This window comes from Streptomyces sp. NPDC005803 (genome assembly GCF_040630435.1).
GTDB lineage: Bacteria > Actinomycetota > Actinomycetes > Streptomycetales > Streptomycetaceae > Streptomyces.
In genome coordinates, this window is record NZ_JBEXXO010000018.1 from 159,161 (window position 1) to 175,422 (window position 16,262).

Genomic DNA, 16,262 nt, shown 5'->3' on the forward strand with positions numbered 1-16,262 from the left:
GCCGCGCCCCGCCCCCGGCCAACGCCGCGCATACCGCGGGATCGGCCGGGGGCGGGCGCGTGCATGGCGCCCCGCTCAGCCCGCCGCCGCCCGCCTCAAGGTGCGGGCCTTGCGGGCGAGGCGGCGGACCGTCGCGTTGCGCGGGATGAACGCGAGCTGCGCGGGAACGGCCCCGGGCAGCCCCAGCGCGGTCAGCCGGCGCCGCTTGAAGTACCGCCACACGGTGTCGCGGTGCAGGCCGAGGTAGCGCTCGGCTTCCGGGCGCAGGGCGGCCTGGATCTGCGGTTGCATGGCGTATCCGACCGCGGCGAGGAGTCCGGTCGGCTCGCCCCGCACCTCTTCGGCGCCGGGCAGCGACCAGCCCGTGACGGCGGACGGGTCCTCCAGGTCGGGCAGCAGCGCGTCGACGATCGTCAGGGGGACGCGGTTGCTGTTCTGGTACGGGGCGAGCTGTTCCAGCAGCGGGCCGGTGCCGACGCGGGCGACCGGGAGCCCGTAGAACGAGGCGGCCGTCAGCAGCGCGGTGGAGAAGCAGCCGACGACCAGGGCCGGACGCATGGTGTCGAACAGCGTCTCGGCGAGGACCGGGCTGTCGAGCACGGTGAGGTCCGCGCCGAGCCGCTCCGCCTCCTGCTCCAGCGAGCGGGTCCACTGGGCCGGCGCGCTGGGGTGCGGCTTGAAGACGATCCGGGTGTGGCCGAGGGCGACCGCGCCCCGCAGCATCCGCGCGTGCAGCTCCTCCTCCTGCCGGGGCGTGAGGATGCCCAGCGTGGAGAGGTACTGGCCGAGCAGCAGCGCCGGGCCGGGGCCGCCGTCGTCGCCGGGGAACTCCACCGGTCCGGCGAGCTCGCCCAGCACCTTCAGGAAGACGTCGGTCGGCACGATCTCCGACTCGACCCCGAACTCCGTGAGCAGCAGCGGCCGCAGGCCCGGCACCAGGTCGAGGTGGAGGAGCCGGCGGATGCGGGTGCCGAGCAGCTGGTCGAGCTTGCTGCGGGTGGGGCCGTAGCTCATCAGCCCGTCGGCGTAGATGTGCACCGGGCTGTCGCCGAAGATCAGCGTGAGGGCCTGGGCGGGATTGGCCTGGATGGACTCGCAGGCGATCTCGACCGGTTCGTCGCCGAGGTCCCAGGCCTGTCGCACGGCCCGCTCCCACAGCGAGGCGTCCTGCTCCCTGGGCGACCAGCCGGCGGGGTGGAACGGCCGGATGAAGTCGTTCCAGGACCGCACGTCGTCGAACTCCGCGGTCAGCGCCTCGAATCCGGGCCGCTCGTGCAGCGGTGTGCCCAGTTCGGGCGAGGGCGAGGTGTCGCTCACGACGAGGACGCGCCGGTGCTCGGAGCGCGGGCCGAACTGGCCCGCGCGCAGCGCGGCGACCAGGGTGGCGGCGGCGTACTGCGTGCACGCCGAGAAGATCTGGGTGGTGGACCGGCCGGCCGGCGCGGTGTACGTGCCGGACATCAGGCCGCGACCTCCCGGGAGACGGAGCGGCGGCGTACCCGTCGCAGTTGGTCCGCGCGACGGTCGCCCAGCGAATTGAGCGTATCGGCGAGAATGTCCTGAGGCATGCGCCGCAGGGAAGCCGCGCTCATGGAGCGCAATTTCCGTGCCACAGCTGGTTCGAACCTTTCGATGGATTCCAGATGGTGCGCCATGACCGCGCAATAGGTGCGCACCGCCTTCGGCAGCAGCCGGTCCGCCTCCGGGTCCTGGGACGTTTCTTCCAGAACCTGGTCGAATGCGCGGACGAAGTCGAGTTGGCGCACATCACCGATCTGGGTGAGTGAGGACGCGACCCCGCGCCGGTAGAAGACTCCCGGCAGGCCGACCACCGCGAACGACGCGGCCTCGCGGTGCAGCCGCCAGATCCAGGGCCGGTCCTCCGCGGTGCGCAGCCCGTCCCGGAAGCGGAGCAGCCCCGACTCCGCGAGCCGCCGGTGATAGGCGCCGGCCCAGGCGTACGCGTAGTCCACCGGCGTCGACCGGTCGGAAGGCAGGATCACGTCACGCGGGCGCAGCACGGTGTCGCGCAGACCGTGCGGGACCCGGTGCACGGTGCGCACGCGGTCCGTGAACTGCACATGGTCCGTACGCACGAAGTCGCATCCCAGCCCCGAGATGGCGGCCAGGAGCCGCTCGTAGTGGCCGGGGACGACCCAGTCGTCCCCGTCGAGGAAGGTGAGGTACTCGCCACGCGCCGCGTCGATACCGGTGTTGCGTGCGGTGGCCAGGCCCCCGTTCTTCTCGTGCGCGACCAGGACGGCACCCGGGATCTCGCGCTCGGCGCGCTGGAGGATCTCCAGAGTCCCGTCGGTCGAACAGTCGTCGACGAAAATGAATTCGAAATCATCGCGGGCATTGGCCCGCAGACTTCTCAAGGTGTCGGGGGCATAGGCCCGTACGTTGTAGAACGGCACGATGACGGAGAGCTTAACCACGCGCCACACGCTAGGCGGAGGTCCGTCATTTGCCCTGGCCCTGACAGGGACGGCAGGTGAACGAAGAACGTCGACCTGATGAACCGGATCGATTCCCCGCTGTGCGTGCGGCATTTGTCAGGGTGATTAGCCAAGCGTCGTCGGGCTGTTAACCCGCTGTTGCCGCCACGTTGGGCCGCTCACCGAAATGCCTTCCTAAGTTCTGGGACGTGCCCCCACGTACCGAAAAGACGACCGCCCTCCGGGTAGCCGTGCTCGCCGACTCCGACACCCGATGGAAGTGGGGCGCGCTCACCGCGCGCCGGCTGACCACGGGCGCCGGCGACGCGCCTGCACCCCGCACGGAGATCAGCGGACTGCTGCTGCGCGGCCGGGCGACCCCGACACCCCGCCAGCTCGCCGAGGTCGGCGACGTCGGCATCGACACCGACCGGGTGCGCGAGGTGACGGCCGTCGAGTTCCTCGACACCGTGCGCGACGAGGGGTACGACCTCGTGGTCCTCGCCCTCGTCGGCGGCGCCGTCCAGGCGATGCTGCACGGGCTCGCCGCACTCCGGCTGCCCGCGAGGCCCGTCGTCGTCACCGGTTACGTCGGCGTCGTCTACGAGAAGCTCGCCGACGGACTGCTGCTGAGGCACGGCGCCGACGTCGTCCTCGCCAACTCCCGCCACGACGCGGACCGTTTCCGTGCCGTGTACGAGGGAGTGGGCGCCGACGCCTCGGCCGTCACGGAGGCCGCCCTGCCGTTCCTCGGCGGCGCCCCGCACCGCCCCGAACCCGGCCGCGACACCGTCGTCTTCGCCGCCCAGCCGTCCGTGCCCGCGTCCCGCGCCGACCGGACGTACCTGCTGCGCCGGCTCGTCGAGCACGCCAGGCTGCACCCCCGGCGCGAGGTACTCCTCAAGCTGCGCTCCAAGCCCGGTGAGCACACCACGCACATCGAGGAACTGCCGTACCAGCGCCTCGCCGAGAGGCTGCCCGGCGCCCTCCCGCCCAACTTCCGGCTGGTGTACGGGCACATGGGCGAGGTCCTGGACCGCACCGACCTGCTGGTCACCGTCTCCTCGACCGCCGCCCTGGAGTCCCTGCACCGGCGCATCCCCACCGCGGTCCTCACCGACCTCGGGGTCCGCGAGGCCCTCGGCAACCACCACTTCGTCGGCTCCGGCCTGCTCACCTCCTGGGACCACCTCGACGGCGGCGCCCACCCGGAGCCCGACGCCGCGTGGCTGGCCGGCCAGGGCGTCGCCGCCGACGGCACCTACGCCACGGCCTACGACACCGCCCGCGCCCGGGTCACCGCCCTGCTGGCGCGGGACCAACTGCCGGACCTCGCGCCCTACTACACACCCGCCACAGCCCCCGGCTACCTCCCCGGCATCCTCGCCCGCCACCACCTGGCCCCCGACGGCCGCCCGCTGCCCGGCGCCACGGCGCCCAAGGAGACCGGCCGGGTCAGGGGAGCGGTGCGCGAGGCGGTCCGGGACGCGGCCAGGGGCGCGTACCGCCAGGGCGTCCAGCGGGTCGCCCCCGTCATCCGGCGGATGGGCGAGCTGTGAACACCACCACCCCACCACCTCATGGAGCAGCGATGACGCAGCCCACCGTGCTCGCCGTGATCCCCGCCCGCGGCGGATCCAAGGGCGTGCCGGCCAAGAACCTCGCCCAGGTCGGCGGCGTACCCCTGGTCGTCCGGGCGGTCCGCGCCTGCCTCGCGTCGAGCGAGGTGACGGACGTCGTCGTGACGACCGACGCCCCCGCCGTCGCGGAAGCCGCCCGGGCCGCCGGCGAGGCGCTCGGCGAGACCGGCCGGCTGCACTGCGTCCAGCGCCCCGAAGCCATCGCCGGGGACACCGCGACCAGCGAGGCCGCCGTCCTGCACGCGCTGGACACGTACGAGGCGGAGCACGGCCGGACCGTGGACGTGGTCCTGCTCGTCCAGTGCACCAGCCCCTTCGTCGCCCGCGAGGACATCGACGGCGTCGCCGCCGCGGTCGCCCGGGACGGCGCCGACACGGCCGTCACCGTGGCCCCGTTCCACGGCTTCCTGTGGCGCGACGGCAGCGCGGTGGAGGACCACAACTACGGCGTCAACCACGACAAGGCCGTCCGCCCCCGCCGCCAGGACCGCCCCGAGGACCTCCTGGAGACGGGCGCCGCCTACGCGATGGACGCGGCGGGATTCCGCACCCATCGCCACCGCTTCTTCGGCCACACCGCACTGGTGCGCACCGAGCCGGCGCGCGTCCTGGAGATCGACGACCCGCACGACCTGGCCCGCGCCCGCGCCCTGGCCCCGCTGCTGGACCCCGCCCCGCTGCCCACCCGCGAGGACATCGACGCGGTCGTCCTCGACTTCGACGGCACCCAGACCGACGACCGGGTCCTCATCGACTCCGACGGCCGCGAGACGGTCGCCGTGCACCGCGGCGACGGGCTCGGCATCGCCGCCCTGCGCAAGGCGGGCGTCCCCCTCCTGATCCTCTCCACGGAACAGAACCCGGTGGTCGCCGCCCGCGCCCACAAGCTCCGCGTTCCCGTCCTGCACGGCATCGACCGCAAGGACCTCGCGCTCAAGCAGTGGTGCGACGAGCAGTCCATCGCCCCCGAGCGCGTCCTGTACGTCGGCAACGACGTCAACGACCTCCCCTGCTTCGCACTCGCCGGCTGGCCCGTGGCCGTCGCGAGCGCGCACGACTCGGTCCGCGCCGCCGCGCGCGCCGTGACGACCACCCCCGGCGGCTCCGGCGCCGTCCGCGAGATCGCGGCCTGGCTCCTGGGCCCCACCCTGACCGATCCCACCCCCACCAAGTAAGTAAGGACCACCCTCATGAGCACCTCCCGCCTGCGCACCCTGGGCTCCCGCACCGCCGGCCCCGGCCACCCCGTCTACGTCACCGGCGAGATCGGCATCAACCACAACGGCGACCTCGACAACGCCATCAAGCTCATCGACGTGGCCGCCGAAGCCGGCTGCGACGCCGTCAAGTTCCAGAAGCGCACCCCGGAGATCTGCACCCCGCGCGACCAGTGGGACATCGAGCGCGACACCCCCTGGGGCCGGATGACGTACATCGACTACCGCCACCGCGTCGAGTTCGGCGAGAGCGAGTACCGGGCCATCTCCGAGCACTGCGCCGAGCGCGGCATCGACTGGTTCGCCTCCCCGTGGGACACCGAGGCCGTCGCCTTCCTGGAGAAGTTCGACGTCCCCGCCCACAAGGTGGCCTCCGCCTCGCTCACCGACGACGAACTCCTGCGCTCCCTGCGCGCCACCGGCCGCACGGTGATCCTCTCCACCGGCATGTCGACCCCGCGCCAGATCCGGCACGCCGTCGAGGTCCTCGGCTCGGACAACATCCTGCTCTGCCACGCCACTTCGACGTACCCGGCCAAGGCCGAGGAGCTGAACCTCCGCGTCATCAACACCCTCCAGCAGGAGTACCCCAACGTCCCGATCGGCTACAGCGGCCACGAGACGGGCCTCCAGACCACGCTGGCCGCCGTCGCCCTCGGCGCCGCCTTCGTCGAGCGCCACATCACCCTCGACCGCGCCATGTGGGGCTCCGACCAGGCCGCGTCCGTCGAGCCGCAGGGCCTGACCCGCCTGGTCCGCGACATCCGCACCATCGAGGCGTCGCTCGGCGACGGCGTCAAGAAGGTGTACGAGTCGGAGCTCGGCCCGATGAAGAAGCTCCGCCGGGTCCCGGGCGTCGTGGCAGAGAGCGGCGAGACGGCCCCGGCCGCCGAGCCGGTCGCGGTCTGACGGGCAGACCGGTGAACCTCGCCTTCGTCGAGAGCCCGGTCCAGCTCCTGAACGTCCTGGAGTGGGCCTACACAGAGGGGGGCGGCGGCCGTGTCGTCGCGGACGTCACCGTCGTCGTCCTCCCTCCGGTCGACCCGATGTCGCGCGGTCAACTGCGCCGGATGGCGGAGCTGGCCCGCGACGAGGGCATCACCGTGCGCTGGCAGGAGGCGCGCGGCGACTCGGGCACCCCCCTGAAGTCGCTGCGCGCCCTCACCCGCCTGGTGCGGGGCGCCGACCACATCGTCATCGGCGACCCGTTCTCCCGCTACGTACAGCTCCTGCTCTCCCTGGTCCGCCCCCGCCGGCTCACCGTGGTCGACGACGGCACCGCCACCATGGAGTTCGTCGCCCTGCTGACCCGGGGCGAGCGCCTGGTGCGCTGGCACCGCCGCGGCGGCTCCGGCCCCCGCGAGCTGGCCCTGGCCCCGGTCTCCGCCACCGCCCGCCGCCGCTTCACACCGTCCGCGGCGCGCGAGGTCGAACTGTTCACCGCGATGCCGGTGGTCCCGCCGCCGGGCATCACCCTCATCCCCAACACCTTCTCCTGGACCCGCTCGCGCTTCGGCCCGCCGCGGCTCACCAAGGGAGCGGACCTGGTCGGCACCTCGCTGGTCGAGACGGGCGTGGTCGACCGCGTCCCGTACCTGGAGGCGGTCGCCGTTCTGGCCCGTACGCACGGCGCCACCCGCTACTTCGCCCACCGCCGCGAATCCACCGAGAAGCTCCACGCCCTGGAGGCGGCCACCGGCCTGGAGATCGTCCGCCCCGACCTCCCCCTGGAACTCATCGCCCGCCGCGGCCCCATCGGCCGCACGGTCCTGAGCTTCCCCTCCACGGTGGTCCACACCCTGCCCCTCGCCCTGGTCGGCACCGAGGTGAAGGTGGCGGTCTGCGACATCGCCCCGGAATGGCTCCGCGAAACGGCGTCCCCGAGGGCCCAGGGCTTCCTCACGGGCGTCACGGAAACGGCCCGCGACGTCCAGCGGCTGTCCCCGTGGCGGGCGACGGCGGTGACCACGGAGGCGTGAGGGGGCCGGGCAGGCCCCGGCAGGATCAAACGGACATGATCTGCACGTCGTCAGTGGGGATCCACTTGTCCCGGGTCAGGATGGTCATGCCCTCGGTCTGGGCCTGGGCGGTCAGTATCCGGTCGAAGGGATCCCGGTGGTGCCCGGGCAGCCGGCCCGCCCGTACGCCGTGTCCGGCACCACTGGACCGAGGCCATTCCGCGATACGCCGGCACACCGGACTCCGGCCTCCGCGGCGCGTGGTCTCCGAGGTCGGCAGGGGCGAATGCCTTACCCACCTCACGGTCGTCCCACACGCCGTGACGCAGTCATTTATTCGTCTATGTGGCTGATCTTTTCCTGTTTCATGGTCAGTTGGAGCGGGAACAGCCTTACCCTTCACGAGTGAACCACTCGACGCCCCGCGAGACGCTCCGCGATTGTGAAGCCCGCCCCCTCACCGGAGAGGCCCTGCCCGGCTCCCTCCCCGAGCCGCTGCGCGTCGAGCTCATCGCCTTCCGCCGGGATCTGCACATGCACCCCGAGCTCGGCAACCAGGAGCACCGCACCACCGCGGCGATCAAGGCCCGGCTGGAGCAGGCCGGTCTCGAGCCGCGGGTGCTCGCCTCCGGGACCGGGCTCATGTGCGACGTCGGGACGCGGGACGAGGCGACGCGGCCGATGCTCGCGCTGCGCGCCGACATCGACGCGCTGCCGATCCCGGACACCAAGGCGGGCGTCCCCTACCGCTCCACCGTGCCGGACCGGGCGCACGCCTGCGGGCACGACGTGCACACCGCCGGTGTCCTCGGCGCCGGCCTCGTGCTCGCCGAGCTCGACCGGCAGGGGCTGCTGCCCAACCCGGTGCGGCTGATCTTCCAGCCCGCCGAGGAGGTGCTGCCGGGCGGGGCGTCCGAGGCGATCGAGGACGGAGTGCTGGAGGGCGTCGGCCGGATCATCGGCGTGCACTGCGACCCGAAGGTCGACGTGGGCCGGATCGGGCTGCGGGTCGGCGCGATCACCTCCGCCTGCGACCGGCTGGAGCTGTCCCTGGACGGCCCCGGCGGGCACACCGCCCGCCCGCACCTGACGACGGACCTGGTCACCGCCGCCGCGAAGGTGGCCACCGAGGTGCCCGCGCTGCTGGCCCGCCGGGTGGACGCGCGGGCCGGGCTCGCGGTGACCTGGGGACGTCTGGAGACCGGGCACGCCTGCAACGTGATCCCGCAGCACGCCGAGCTGTCCGGCACGGTGCGCTGCCTGGACCTGGTGGCCTGGCGCGACGCACCGGACCTGGTGCACGCCGCGATCGACGAGGTGGCCGGGATGTACGGCGCCAAGACGGTGATCGACTACGTCCGGGGCGTCCCGCCCGTGGTGAACGACGCGGCCGCGATCGACCTGCTGGCGGGAGCGATGACCGCCCGCCGCGGCGCGTACGCGATCGAGGACACCGAGCAGAGCCTGGGCGGGGAGGACTTCTCCTGGTACCTGGAGCACGTGCCGGGCGCGATGGCGCGGCTCGGGGTGCGCACGCCGGGCGACGCGCGCGGGCTGGACCTGCACCGGGGCAATTTCGACGCGGACGAGGAGGCGATCACCGTGGCCGTGGAGCTCTTCACCGCCTCCGCTCTGCTGCACGGCAACCGTCCGTAACCGGACAGGTCGCCCGCGGTTCACGACGATCCGATAACGGCTTCCGTACAGGGCTTTATCTGACATCTACGCGCGTTACGATCGCGGCGAAACCAGCGCCGGAAGAGGCGCTTCGGTCAGGTTTGAAGGAGCCTTCCCTTGCGCCGGATCACCAGGATTGCCGCTGTGGGCGTTATGTCCGCGGCACTCGCACTCAGCGTTACCGCGTGTGGCGACTCGTCCTCGTCGAGCAGCAGCTCCGACTCCAAGGACAAGAAGACCGCCCTCGCGTACGACATCGGCGGCCGCGGCGACCAGTCGTTCAACGACGCCGCCTACGCGGGTCTGGCCAAGGCCGAGAAGGACCTCGGCGTCAAGGGCACCGAGGCCGAGCCCTCCGACGGCGAGTCGGACGCGGACAAGGTCCAGCGCCTCACCTCGCTGGCCCGCGCCGGGAACAACCCGGTCATCGGCGTCGGCTTCGCCTACGCGCCCGCCATCAAGAAGGTCGCGCCGAAGTTCCCGAAGATCACCTTCGGCATCATCGACGACGCCTCGGTGACCGGCCCCAACATCGCCAACATCGTCTTCAACGAGGAGCAGGGCTCCTACCTCGCGGGTGTCGCCGCCGCCAAGGTCACCAAGACCAAGACGGTCGGCTTCATCGGTGGTGTCGAGACCCCGCTGATCAAGAAGTTCGAGGCGGGCTTCACCCAGGGCGTCAAGGACACCAACTCCGCGGTGAAGGTGATCCCCCAGTACCTGACCCAGCCGCCGAACTTCGACGGCTTCTCCAAGCCCGACCTCGGTAAGGCCGCCGCCCAGGGCCAGCTCGACAAGGGCGCCGACGTGGTCTACTCGGCAGCCGGTCTCGCCGGCACCGGGGCCATCGAGGCCGTCGCCAAGGCCGGTAAGTGGAACATCGGCGTCGACTCGGACCAGTACAACCAGAAGGGCCTCGCGGCCTACAAGGAGTCCATCCTGACGTCGGTCACCAAGGACGTCGAGGACTCGGTCTTCAACCTGATCAAGTCCGTGGTGGACGGCAAGCCGCAGACCGGTGAGATCCGCTACGGCCTCGACAAGGACGGCGTCGGCCTGGCCATGTCGAACCCGAAGTTCACCGCGATGACCGAGGTCATCGCCGCCGTGGACAAGGCCAAGCAGGAGATCATCGACGGCAAGATCACCGTCAAGACCACCCCGTAACGACCCCGGTCGTACGGTTGGATTCCCCGTGGGCCCGGAGCGCGCAGCATCGCTGCTCCGGGCCCGCGGAGTACTTCTCGAAGTAGTTCCGCCCGTTGCAGTGCCCTCTCGGACAGGCTTCGAACCCGGCGTTCGGGCCGCGCTGTGCACATGCGTTTGACGATTCGGCAACGCTACGCGTGTAGACAGCCTTCAGGCGCGATAACTTCACCCCGCCCCCCAGGGGATGCCTGACAATCCCGCGTGGGCCGCCGCCCGCTGATCCACGCGGAATCGTCAGACACCCCCTGCCCCTCCGCCCCCGCTCCTGTCCGGCCAAGGAGAGTGCGTCATCAACGCGTCCAGCAGCCCCCCTGCCGTGGAACTGCACGGCATCACCAAGCGTTTCCCCGGCGTCGTCGCCAACCACGACATCGGCATCACCGTGCGCAAGGGCACGGTCCACGCCCTCGTCGGCGAGAACGGTGCCGGCAAGTCCACCCTGATGAAGATCCTCTACGGCATGCAGAAGCCGGACGAGGGCACCATCGCCGTGGACGGCGAGCAGGTCTCGTTCAACAACCCGGGCGACGCCATCGCGCGCGGCATCGGCATGGTGCACCAGCACTTCATGCTCGCCGACAACTTCACCGTCCTGGAGAACGTCGTCCTCGGCGGCGAGAAGCTGCACGGCATCGGTTCCGCCGCCCGCAAGAAGATCAAGGAGATCTCGGACGCCTACGGCCTGGGGGTCCGGCCCGACGCGCTCGTCGAGGACCTCGGGGTCGCCGACCGGCAGCGCGTGGAGATCCTCAAGGTCCTCTACCGCGGCGCCCGCATCCTCATCCTCGACGAGCCGACCGCGGTGCTCGTCCCGCAGGAGGTGGACGCGCTCTTCGCGAACCTCCGCGAGCTCAAGGCCGAGGGCCTCACCGTCATCTTCATCTCGCACAAGCTCGGCGAGGTCCTCTCGGTCGCCGACGAGATCACCGTGATCCGGCGCGGCACGACGGTGGGCACCGCCGACCCCGCGCAGACCACCACCAAGCAGCTCGCCGAGCTGATGGTCGGCAGCGAACTGCCGTCGCCCGAGACCCGTGAGTCCACGGTGACGGACGTGCCGATGCTCCGCGTCGAGGGGCTCTCCCTCAGCATGACCGACCCGGACGGAGTCGTCCGCGACGTCCTGTCCGACGTCGGCTTCACCATCCACAAGGGCGAGGTCCTCGGCATCGCGGGCGTCGAGGGCAACGGCCAGACCGAGCTGATCGACGCCCTCATCGGGATGAAGGCGGCGGACAGCGGGGTGATCACCCTGGACGACGAGGACATCTCGCGCGCCCCCACGCGCAAGCGGCGCGAGCGCGGCATCGGCTACATCCCCGAGGACCGCCACCGGCACGGAGTCCTGCTGGACGCACCGCTCTGGGAGAACCGCATCCTCGGCCACGTCACCGAGAAGCCCAACAGCCGCGGCTTCCTGCTGGACACCAAGGCGGCTCGCGCCGACACCGTGCGGATCGTGCGCGAGTACGACGTCCGCACCCCGGGCATCGAGGTCACGGCCGCGTCCCTCTCCGGCGGCAACCAGCAGAAGCTGATCGTCGGCCGGGAGATGAGCCACGCGCCCAAGCTCCTGATCGCCGCCCACCCCACCCGTGGCGTGGACGTCGGCGCGCAGGCGCAGATCTGGGACCAGATCCGCGACGCCCGTCGCGAAGGGCTCGCCGTCCTGCTCATCTCGGCGGACCTGGACGAGCTCATCGGGCTCTCCGACACCCTGCGCGTCATGTACCGCGGACAGCTCGTGGCGGACGCCGACCCCGCCACCATCACCCCCGAGGAACTGGGCTCGGCCATGACCGGCGCCGCCGCAGGTCACCTCGAAGCAGCACCGGAGGACGAGGCCTGATGAAGAAACTCGACAAGGACCGGCTGATCCTGGGCTTCGCCGGACCGGCACTCGCCCTGGTCGTCGCCTTCGTGCTCAGCACCCTGGTGCTGCTCGTGTCGAACCGCGATCCGTTCGAGCTGTACCGGCTGCTCTTCGAGCAGGCGTCGTACTCCGACGTACAGGTACTGATCATCAACCAGGCCGGTACGTACTACCTCGCCGCTCTCGCGGTCGCGGTCGGCTTCCGGATGAACCTCTTCAACATCGGCGTCGACGGCCAGTACCGCCTCGCGGCGATGATGGCCGCCCTCGTCGGCGCGAGCGTCGACCTTCCCGGACCGTTCCAGATCACCCTGATCGTCGTCGTGGCGATGCTGGTGGGCGCGTTCTGGGCGGGCATCGCGGGCATCCTCAAGACGACCCGGGGTGTGAGTGAGGTCGTCTCCACGATCATGCTCAACTCCATCGCGACGTCACTGATCGCCTGGCTGATCCTGCCGAAGAACTTCGGTGACCAGGCAGCCGGGTCCAACAACCTCACGACGGGCGACATCGCCGAGTCCGGCTGGTTCCCGGGACTGTCCCTGGGCCCCGAGTCCGGAGAGATCTACGGCTTCACCTTCGTCGCCGCCGGCTGCGGCCTCGTGTACTGGTTCGTCCTCAACCGCACCCGCTTCGGCTTCGACCTGCGGGCCACCGGCGCCAGTGAGAGCGCCGCCCAGGCATCCGGCGTGGACGCCAAGAAGATGATCCTGACGTCCATGCTCATCTCCGGCGCGGTCGCCGGTCTGGCGGGCATGCCGACGCTGCTCGGCGACACCCACACCTACAGCCTCGACTTCCCGGTCGGCATCGGCTTCACCGGCATCACCATCGCCCTGCTCGGCCGGAACCACCCGGTGGGCATCGCCCTCAGCGCCCTGCTGATCGCGTTCCTGGACAAGGCGTCCTCCCCCCTCGACCAGTTCGGGTTCGAGAAGGAGATCGCCACGATCATGCAGGGCCTGATCGTGATCTCCGTCGTCATCAGCTACGAGCTGGTCCGCCGTTACGGGACCCGCCGTCAGCAGCAGAAGGTCGGCGAAGAGCTCGCCGCCGGCCACGCCCTCACGACCGAGAAGGAGGCGGCCCTGTGAGCACCAGCAAAGTCTCCGCCGCACCCGTCGCCCCCAAGAAGGGCGGCGGCCGCAAGCTCTCCCTGCCGGCCGTCCTGCTGATCATCGCCGGCGCGCTCGCCCTCGTCTCGCTGGTCCGGCTGATCAGCGGCGCGAACGACATCACCTCCGTGGGCCAGGTCGCGGGCGCCCTGGAACTGGCCGTTCCCATCGGTCTCGCCGGCCTCGGCGGTCTGTGGGCCGAGCGGGCCGGTGTCGTCAACATCGGGCTCGAAGGCATGATGATCCTCGGCACCTGGTTCGGCGCCTGGGCCGGGTTCCAGTGGGGCCCGTGGGTCGGCGTCCTGTTCGGCATCATCGGCGGCGCGCTCGGCGGTCTGCTGCACGCGGTCATGACGGTCACCTTCGGCGTGAACCACATCGTCTCCGGTGTGGCGATCAACATCCTCGCCGTCGGCGTCACCCGCTACCTCTCGAACTTCACCTTCGCCGACGAGCCGGGCGGCTCCTCCAAGCAGTCCCCCCGCCTGGAGGAGATCGACAAGATCACCATTCCAGGTCTCTCCGACTGGCTGCAGGACCTCCAGCAACACCACTGGTTCTTCGTCTCCGACCTCGCCGGCATCATCGGCGGGCTCGTGACCGGACTGTCCCTGCTGACCGTCGTCGCCCTGCTGCTGATCCCCGGCACCTGGTGGGTGCTGTGGCGCACGGCGTTCGGCCTGCGGCTGCGCTCCTGCGGCGAGAGCCCGGTGGCCGCCGAGACCCTCGGCGTGAACGTCTACAAGTACAAGTACATCGCCGTCGTCATCTCCGGCGGACTGGCCGGTCTCGGCGGCGCCTTCCTCTCCATCGTCGCGACCAGCATCTACCAGGAGGGCCAGACCGGCGGCCGCGGTTACATCGGTCTCGCCGCGATGATCTTCGGTAACTGGATGCCGGGCGGCATGGCCCTGGGCGCCGGACTCTTCGGCTTCACCGACAGCCTCAAGCTGCGCGGCGGCGCGGAGAACGTGCACGCGATGCTGCTGCTCCTGGCGATCCTGCTCGTGATCGTCGCCTTCTGGCAGCTGTACAGGAAGAAGTACGTGGCCGCGGTGATCTCGGCGGCCTGCTCCGCACTGCTGTTCACCTGGTACGGGCTGACGGACCAGGTCCCGAGCCAGTTCGTCGACGCCGCCCCGTACGTCACCACGCTCCTCGTGCTCGCGCTGTCGTCCCAGCGGCTGCGGATGCCCAAGGCGGACGGCGTGCCGTACCGCAAGGGCGAGGGCAAGTGACCGCGGACGTCACGCCCCCGGTCGACTGGGAGGCACTGCGTACGGCCGCCCGGGACGCCATGTCCCGGGCCTACGCCCCGTACTCGGGCTACCCGGTCGGCGCGGCCGCCCTCGTCGACGACGGCCGTACGATCGCCGGCTGCAACGTCGAGAACGCCTCGTACGGCATCGGGCTGTGCGCCGAGTGCGGACTGGTCTCCCAGCTGCACGCCACCGGCGGCGGCCGTCTGACCCACTTCACCTGCGTGGACGGGGCGGGCGAGATCCTGGTGCCGTGCGGCAGGTGCCGGCAGCTGCTGTACGAGTTCGGCGGACCGGAACTCGTCCTGGAGACCCCGGACGGCTTCCGCACGCTCGACGAGATGCTGCCGCAGGCGTTCGGCCCCGCGCACCTCGGCTGACCACCGCTTCGTTCCCCACCGCCGGACGGGCCCCCGGACCACTGAGGGCCCGTCCGGCGGTTCTCACATCCTCTATGCGCGTAGAGTCACCACACTCATGCGTACGTACCGGCCGGAAGGACTCCAGGACATGGACGCCATCTCCGTCATCCGCACCAAGCGGGACCGAGGCGAGCTGACCCCCGAGCAGATCGACTGGGTCATCGACGCGTACACCCGCGGCGAGGTCGCCGACGAGCAGATGTCCGCACTGGCCATGGCGATCCTGCTCAACGGCATGAACCGTACGGAGATCGCCCGCTGGACCGCCGCCATGATCGCCTCCGGCGAGCGGATGAACTTCGACGCGCTCTCCCGCCCCACCACCGACAAGCACTCCACCGGCGGCGTCGGCGACAAGATCACCCTGCCGCTCGCCCCGCTGGTCGCCGCCTGCGGCGCCGCCGTACCGCAGCTCAGTGGCCGCGGCCTCGGCCACACCGGTGGCACGCTCGACAAGCTGGAGTCCATCCCCGGCTGGCGCGCGCACCTCTCCAACGCGGAGATGCTGAACGTCCTCGACACGACCGGCGCCGTCATCTGCGCGGCGGGCGACGGCCTGGCCCCCGCCGACAAGAAGCTGTACGCGCTGCGCGACGTCACCGGCACCGTCGAGGCCATCCCGCTCATCGCCAGCTCGATCATGTCCAAGAAGATCGCCGAAGGCACCGGCGCACTCGTCCTGGACGTCAAGGTCGGCTCCGGCGCCTTCATGAAGACGATCGACGACGCCCGCGAACTGGCCTCCACCATGGTCGCCCTGGGTACCGACAGCGGCGTACGCACGGTCGCCCTGCTCACCGACATGGCCACCCCCCTCGGTCTGACCGCGGGCAACGCCCTGGAGGTCCGCGAATCGGTGGAGGTCCTGGCCGGCGGCGGCCCGAAGGACGTCATCGACCTCACCCTCGCCCTCGCCCGCGAAATGCTGGACGCCGCCGGACTCAAGGACGCCGACCCGGAGAAGGCCCTCGCGGACGGCTCGGCCATGGACGTCTGGCGCCGCATGATCTCCGCCCAGGGCGGCGACCCGGACGCCACGCTGCCGGTCGCCCGCGAACAGCACGTCGTCACGGCCCCGTCCTCCGGCGTCCTGACCCGCCTGGACGCCTACGACATCGGCGTCGCCGCCTGGCGCCTCGGCGCGGGCCGCGCCCGCAAGGAGGACCCGGTCCAGGCCGGCGCGGGCGTCGAACTGCACGCCAAGCCGGGCGACGAGGTGACGGCCGGCCAGCCGCTGCTGACGCTGCACACGGACACCCCGGAGAAGTTCGAGTACGCGCTGAAGGCGCTGCCGGAGGCGTACGACATCGCCCCGTCAGGCACGCCGTTCACGGCCACGCCGGTGGTGCGGGAACGTATCGCCTGACCTCTCCTGACCTGCGACCTGCGACCTGCGGCTTCCTCGTACGGGTGAACGGGACCGGTGGACTGCCACCGGTCCCGTTCGGCATGCT

At 71.1% G+C, this 16,262-nt stretch carries 14 protein-coding genes; 11 read left to right on the top strand and 3 right to left on the bottom strand.

The features are described from left to right. Positions 1 to 75: 75 nt before the first annotated feature. On the bottom strand, positions 76 to 1,461 hold the full coding sequence (locus tag ABZ454_RS25015) for a polysialyltransferase family glycosyltransferase (RefSeq protein ID WP_359541041.1): 1,386 nt from the start codon (positions 1,459 to 1,461) through the stop codon (positions 76 to 78). After that, positions 1,461 to 2,438 carry a glycosyltransferase family 2 protein gene (locus tag ABZ454_RS25020; protein WP_359541043.1) on the bottom strand — a complete coding sequence of 326 codons (978 nt, stop codon included), beginning with the start codon at positions 2,436 to 2,438 and terminating at the stop codon, positions 1,461 to 1,463. The genes ABZ454_RS25015 and ABZ454_RS25020 overlap by 1 nt, the downstream gene beginning before the upstream one ends. Positions 2,439 to 2,647: 209 nt before the next feature. Here ABZ454_RS25020 and ABZ454_RS25025 point away from each other — a divergent pair, with 209 nt between their 5' ends. The 4 genes from ABZ454_RS25025 to ABZ454_RS25040 are packed head-to-tail and all read left to right on the top strand — an operon-like array spanning position 2,648 to position 7,274. Further along, entirely contained in the window at positions 2,648 to 3,997 is a 1,350-nt protein-coding gene (locus ABZ454_RS25025; protein ID WP_359541044.1) for a DUF6716 putative glycosyltransferase, read from the top strand. Positions 3,998 to 4,029: 32 nt separating this feature from the next. Further along, positions 4,030 to 5,253 carry an acylneuraminate cytidylyltransferase gene (locus ABZ454_RS25030; protein ID WP_356315417.1) on the top strand — a complete coding sequence of 408 codons (1,224 nt, stop codon included), beginning with the start codon at positions 4,030 to 4,032 and terminating at the stop codon, positions 5,251 to 5,253. A gap of 15 nt (positions 5,254 to 5,268) precedes the next feature. Beyond that, positions 5,269 to 6,204, top strand: coding sequence for an N-acetylneuraminate synthase family protein (locus tag ABZ454_RS25035; protein ID WP_356315414.1), 936 nt, complete (start codon positions 5,269 to 5,271; stop codon positions 6,202 to 6,204). 11 nt (positions 6,205 to 6,215) lie between these two features. Then, positions 6,216 to 7,274, top strand: a complete 1,059-nt coding sequence (locus tag ABZ454_RS25040; protein ID WP_359541045.1) for a hypothetical protein — start codon at positions 6,216 to 6,218, stop codon at positions 7,272 to 7,274. Between the two features lie 25 nt (positions 7,275 to 7,299). On the opposite strand, the gene ABZ454_RS25045 is transcribed toward ABZ454_RS25040, so the two are convergent. Next, positions 7,300 to 7,491 carry a hypothetical protein gene (locus tag ABZ454_RS25045; RefSeq protein ID WP_359541046.1) on the bottom strand — a complete coding sequence of 64 codons (192 nt, stop codon included), beginning with the start codon at positions 7,489 to 7,491 and terminating at the stop codon, positions 7,300 to 7,302. 167 nt (positions 7,492 to 7,658) lie between these two features. Here ABZ454_RS25045 and ABZ454_RS25050 point away from each other — a divergent pair, with 167 nt between their 5' ends. The 7 genes from ABZ454_RS25050 to ABZ454_RS25080 all read left to right on the top strand — a co-directional run bounded on the left by ABZ454_RS25050 (position 7,659) and on the right by ABZ454_RS25080 (position 16,174). Continuing rightward, positions 7,659 to 8,909, top strand: a complete 1,251-nt coding sequence (locus tag ABZ454_RS25050; protein WP_356315405.1) for an amidohydrolase — start codon at positions 7,659 to 7,661, stop codon at positions 8,907 to 8,909. 138 nt (positions 8,910 to 9,047) lie between these two features. Next, a complete protein-coding gene (locus ABZ454_RS25055) occupies positions 9,048 to 10,097 on the top strand; it encodes a BMP family ABC transporter substrate-binding protein (protein ID WP_359541047.1) in 1,050 nt (349 codons plus the stop codon). Positions 10,098 to 10,404: 307 nt separating this feature from the next. Then, positions 10,405 to 11,988, top strand: a complete 1,584-nt coding sequence (locus tag ABZ454_RS25060) for an ABC transporter ATP-binding protein (protein ID WP_359541102.1) — start codon at positions 10,405 to 10,407, stop codon at positions 11,986 to 11,988. Beyond that, positions 11,988 to 13,106 carry an ABC transporter permease gene (locus ABZ454_RS25065; protein ID WP_356315399.1) on the top strand — a complete coding sequence of 373 codons (1,119 nt, stop codon included), beginning with the start codon at positions 11,988 to 11,990 and terminating at the stop codon, positions 13,104 to 13,106. Before ABZ454_RS25060 ends, ABZ454_RS25065 begins: the two co-directional genes overlap by 1 nt. Continuing rightward, on the top strand, positions 13,103 to 14,365 hold the full coding sequence (locus ABZ454_RS25070) for an ABC transporter permease (RefSeq protein ID WP_359541048.1): 1,263 nt from the start codon (positions 13,103 to 13,105) through the stop codon (positions 14,363 to 14,365). Before ABZ454_RS25065 ends, ABZ454_RS25070 begins: the two co-directional genes overlap by 4 nt. Next, entirely contained in the window at positions 14,362 to 14,766 is a 405-nt protein-coding gene (locus ABZ454_RS25075; RefSeq protein WP_356315393.1) for a cytidine deaminase, read from the top strand. Before ABZ454_RS25070 ends, ABZ454_RS25075 begins: the two co-directional genes overlap by 4 nt. Positions 14,767 to 14,896: 130 nt before the next feature. Continuing rightward, on the top strand, positions 14,897 to 16,174 hold the full coding sequence (locus ABZ454_RS25080) for a thymidine phosphorylase (RefSeq protein ID WP_359541049.1): 1,278 nt from the start codon (positions 14,897 to 14,899) through the stop codon (positions 16,172 to 16,174). Positions 16,175 to 16,262 lie beyond the last annotated feature (88 nt).

Excerpts from the sequence above, each read along its gene's own strand:
- ABZ454_RS25080 (WP_359541049.1), top strand. The coding sequence starts at position 14,897 with ATGGACGCCATCTCCGTCATCCGCACCAAGCGGGACCGAGGCGAGCTG.
- ABZ454_RS25035 (WP_356315414.1), top strand. The coding sequence starts at position 5,269 with ATGAGCACCTCCCGCCTGCGCACCCTGGGCTCCCGCACCGCCGGCCCC.
- ABZ454_RS25015 (WP_359541041.1), bottom strand. The coding sequence starts at position 1,461 with ATGTCCGGCACGTACACCGCGCCGGCCGGCCGGTCCACCACCCAGATC.
- ABZ454_RS25030 (WP_356315417.1), top strand. The coding sequence starts at position 4,030 with ATGACGCAGCCCACCGTGCTCGCCGTGATCCCCGCCCGCGGCGGATCC.
- ABZ454_RS25065 (WP_356315399.1), top strand. The coding sequence starts at position 11,988 with ATGAAGAAACTCGACAAGGACCGGCTGATCCTGGGCTTCGCCGGACCG.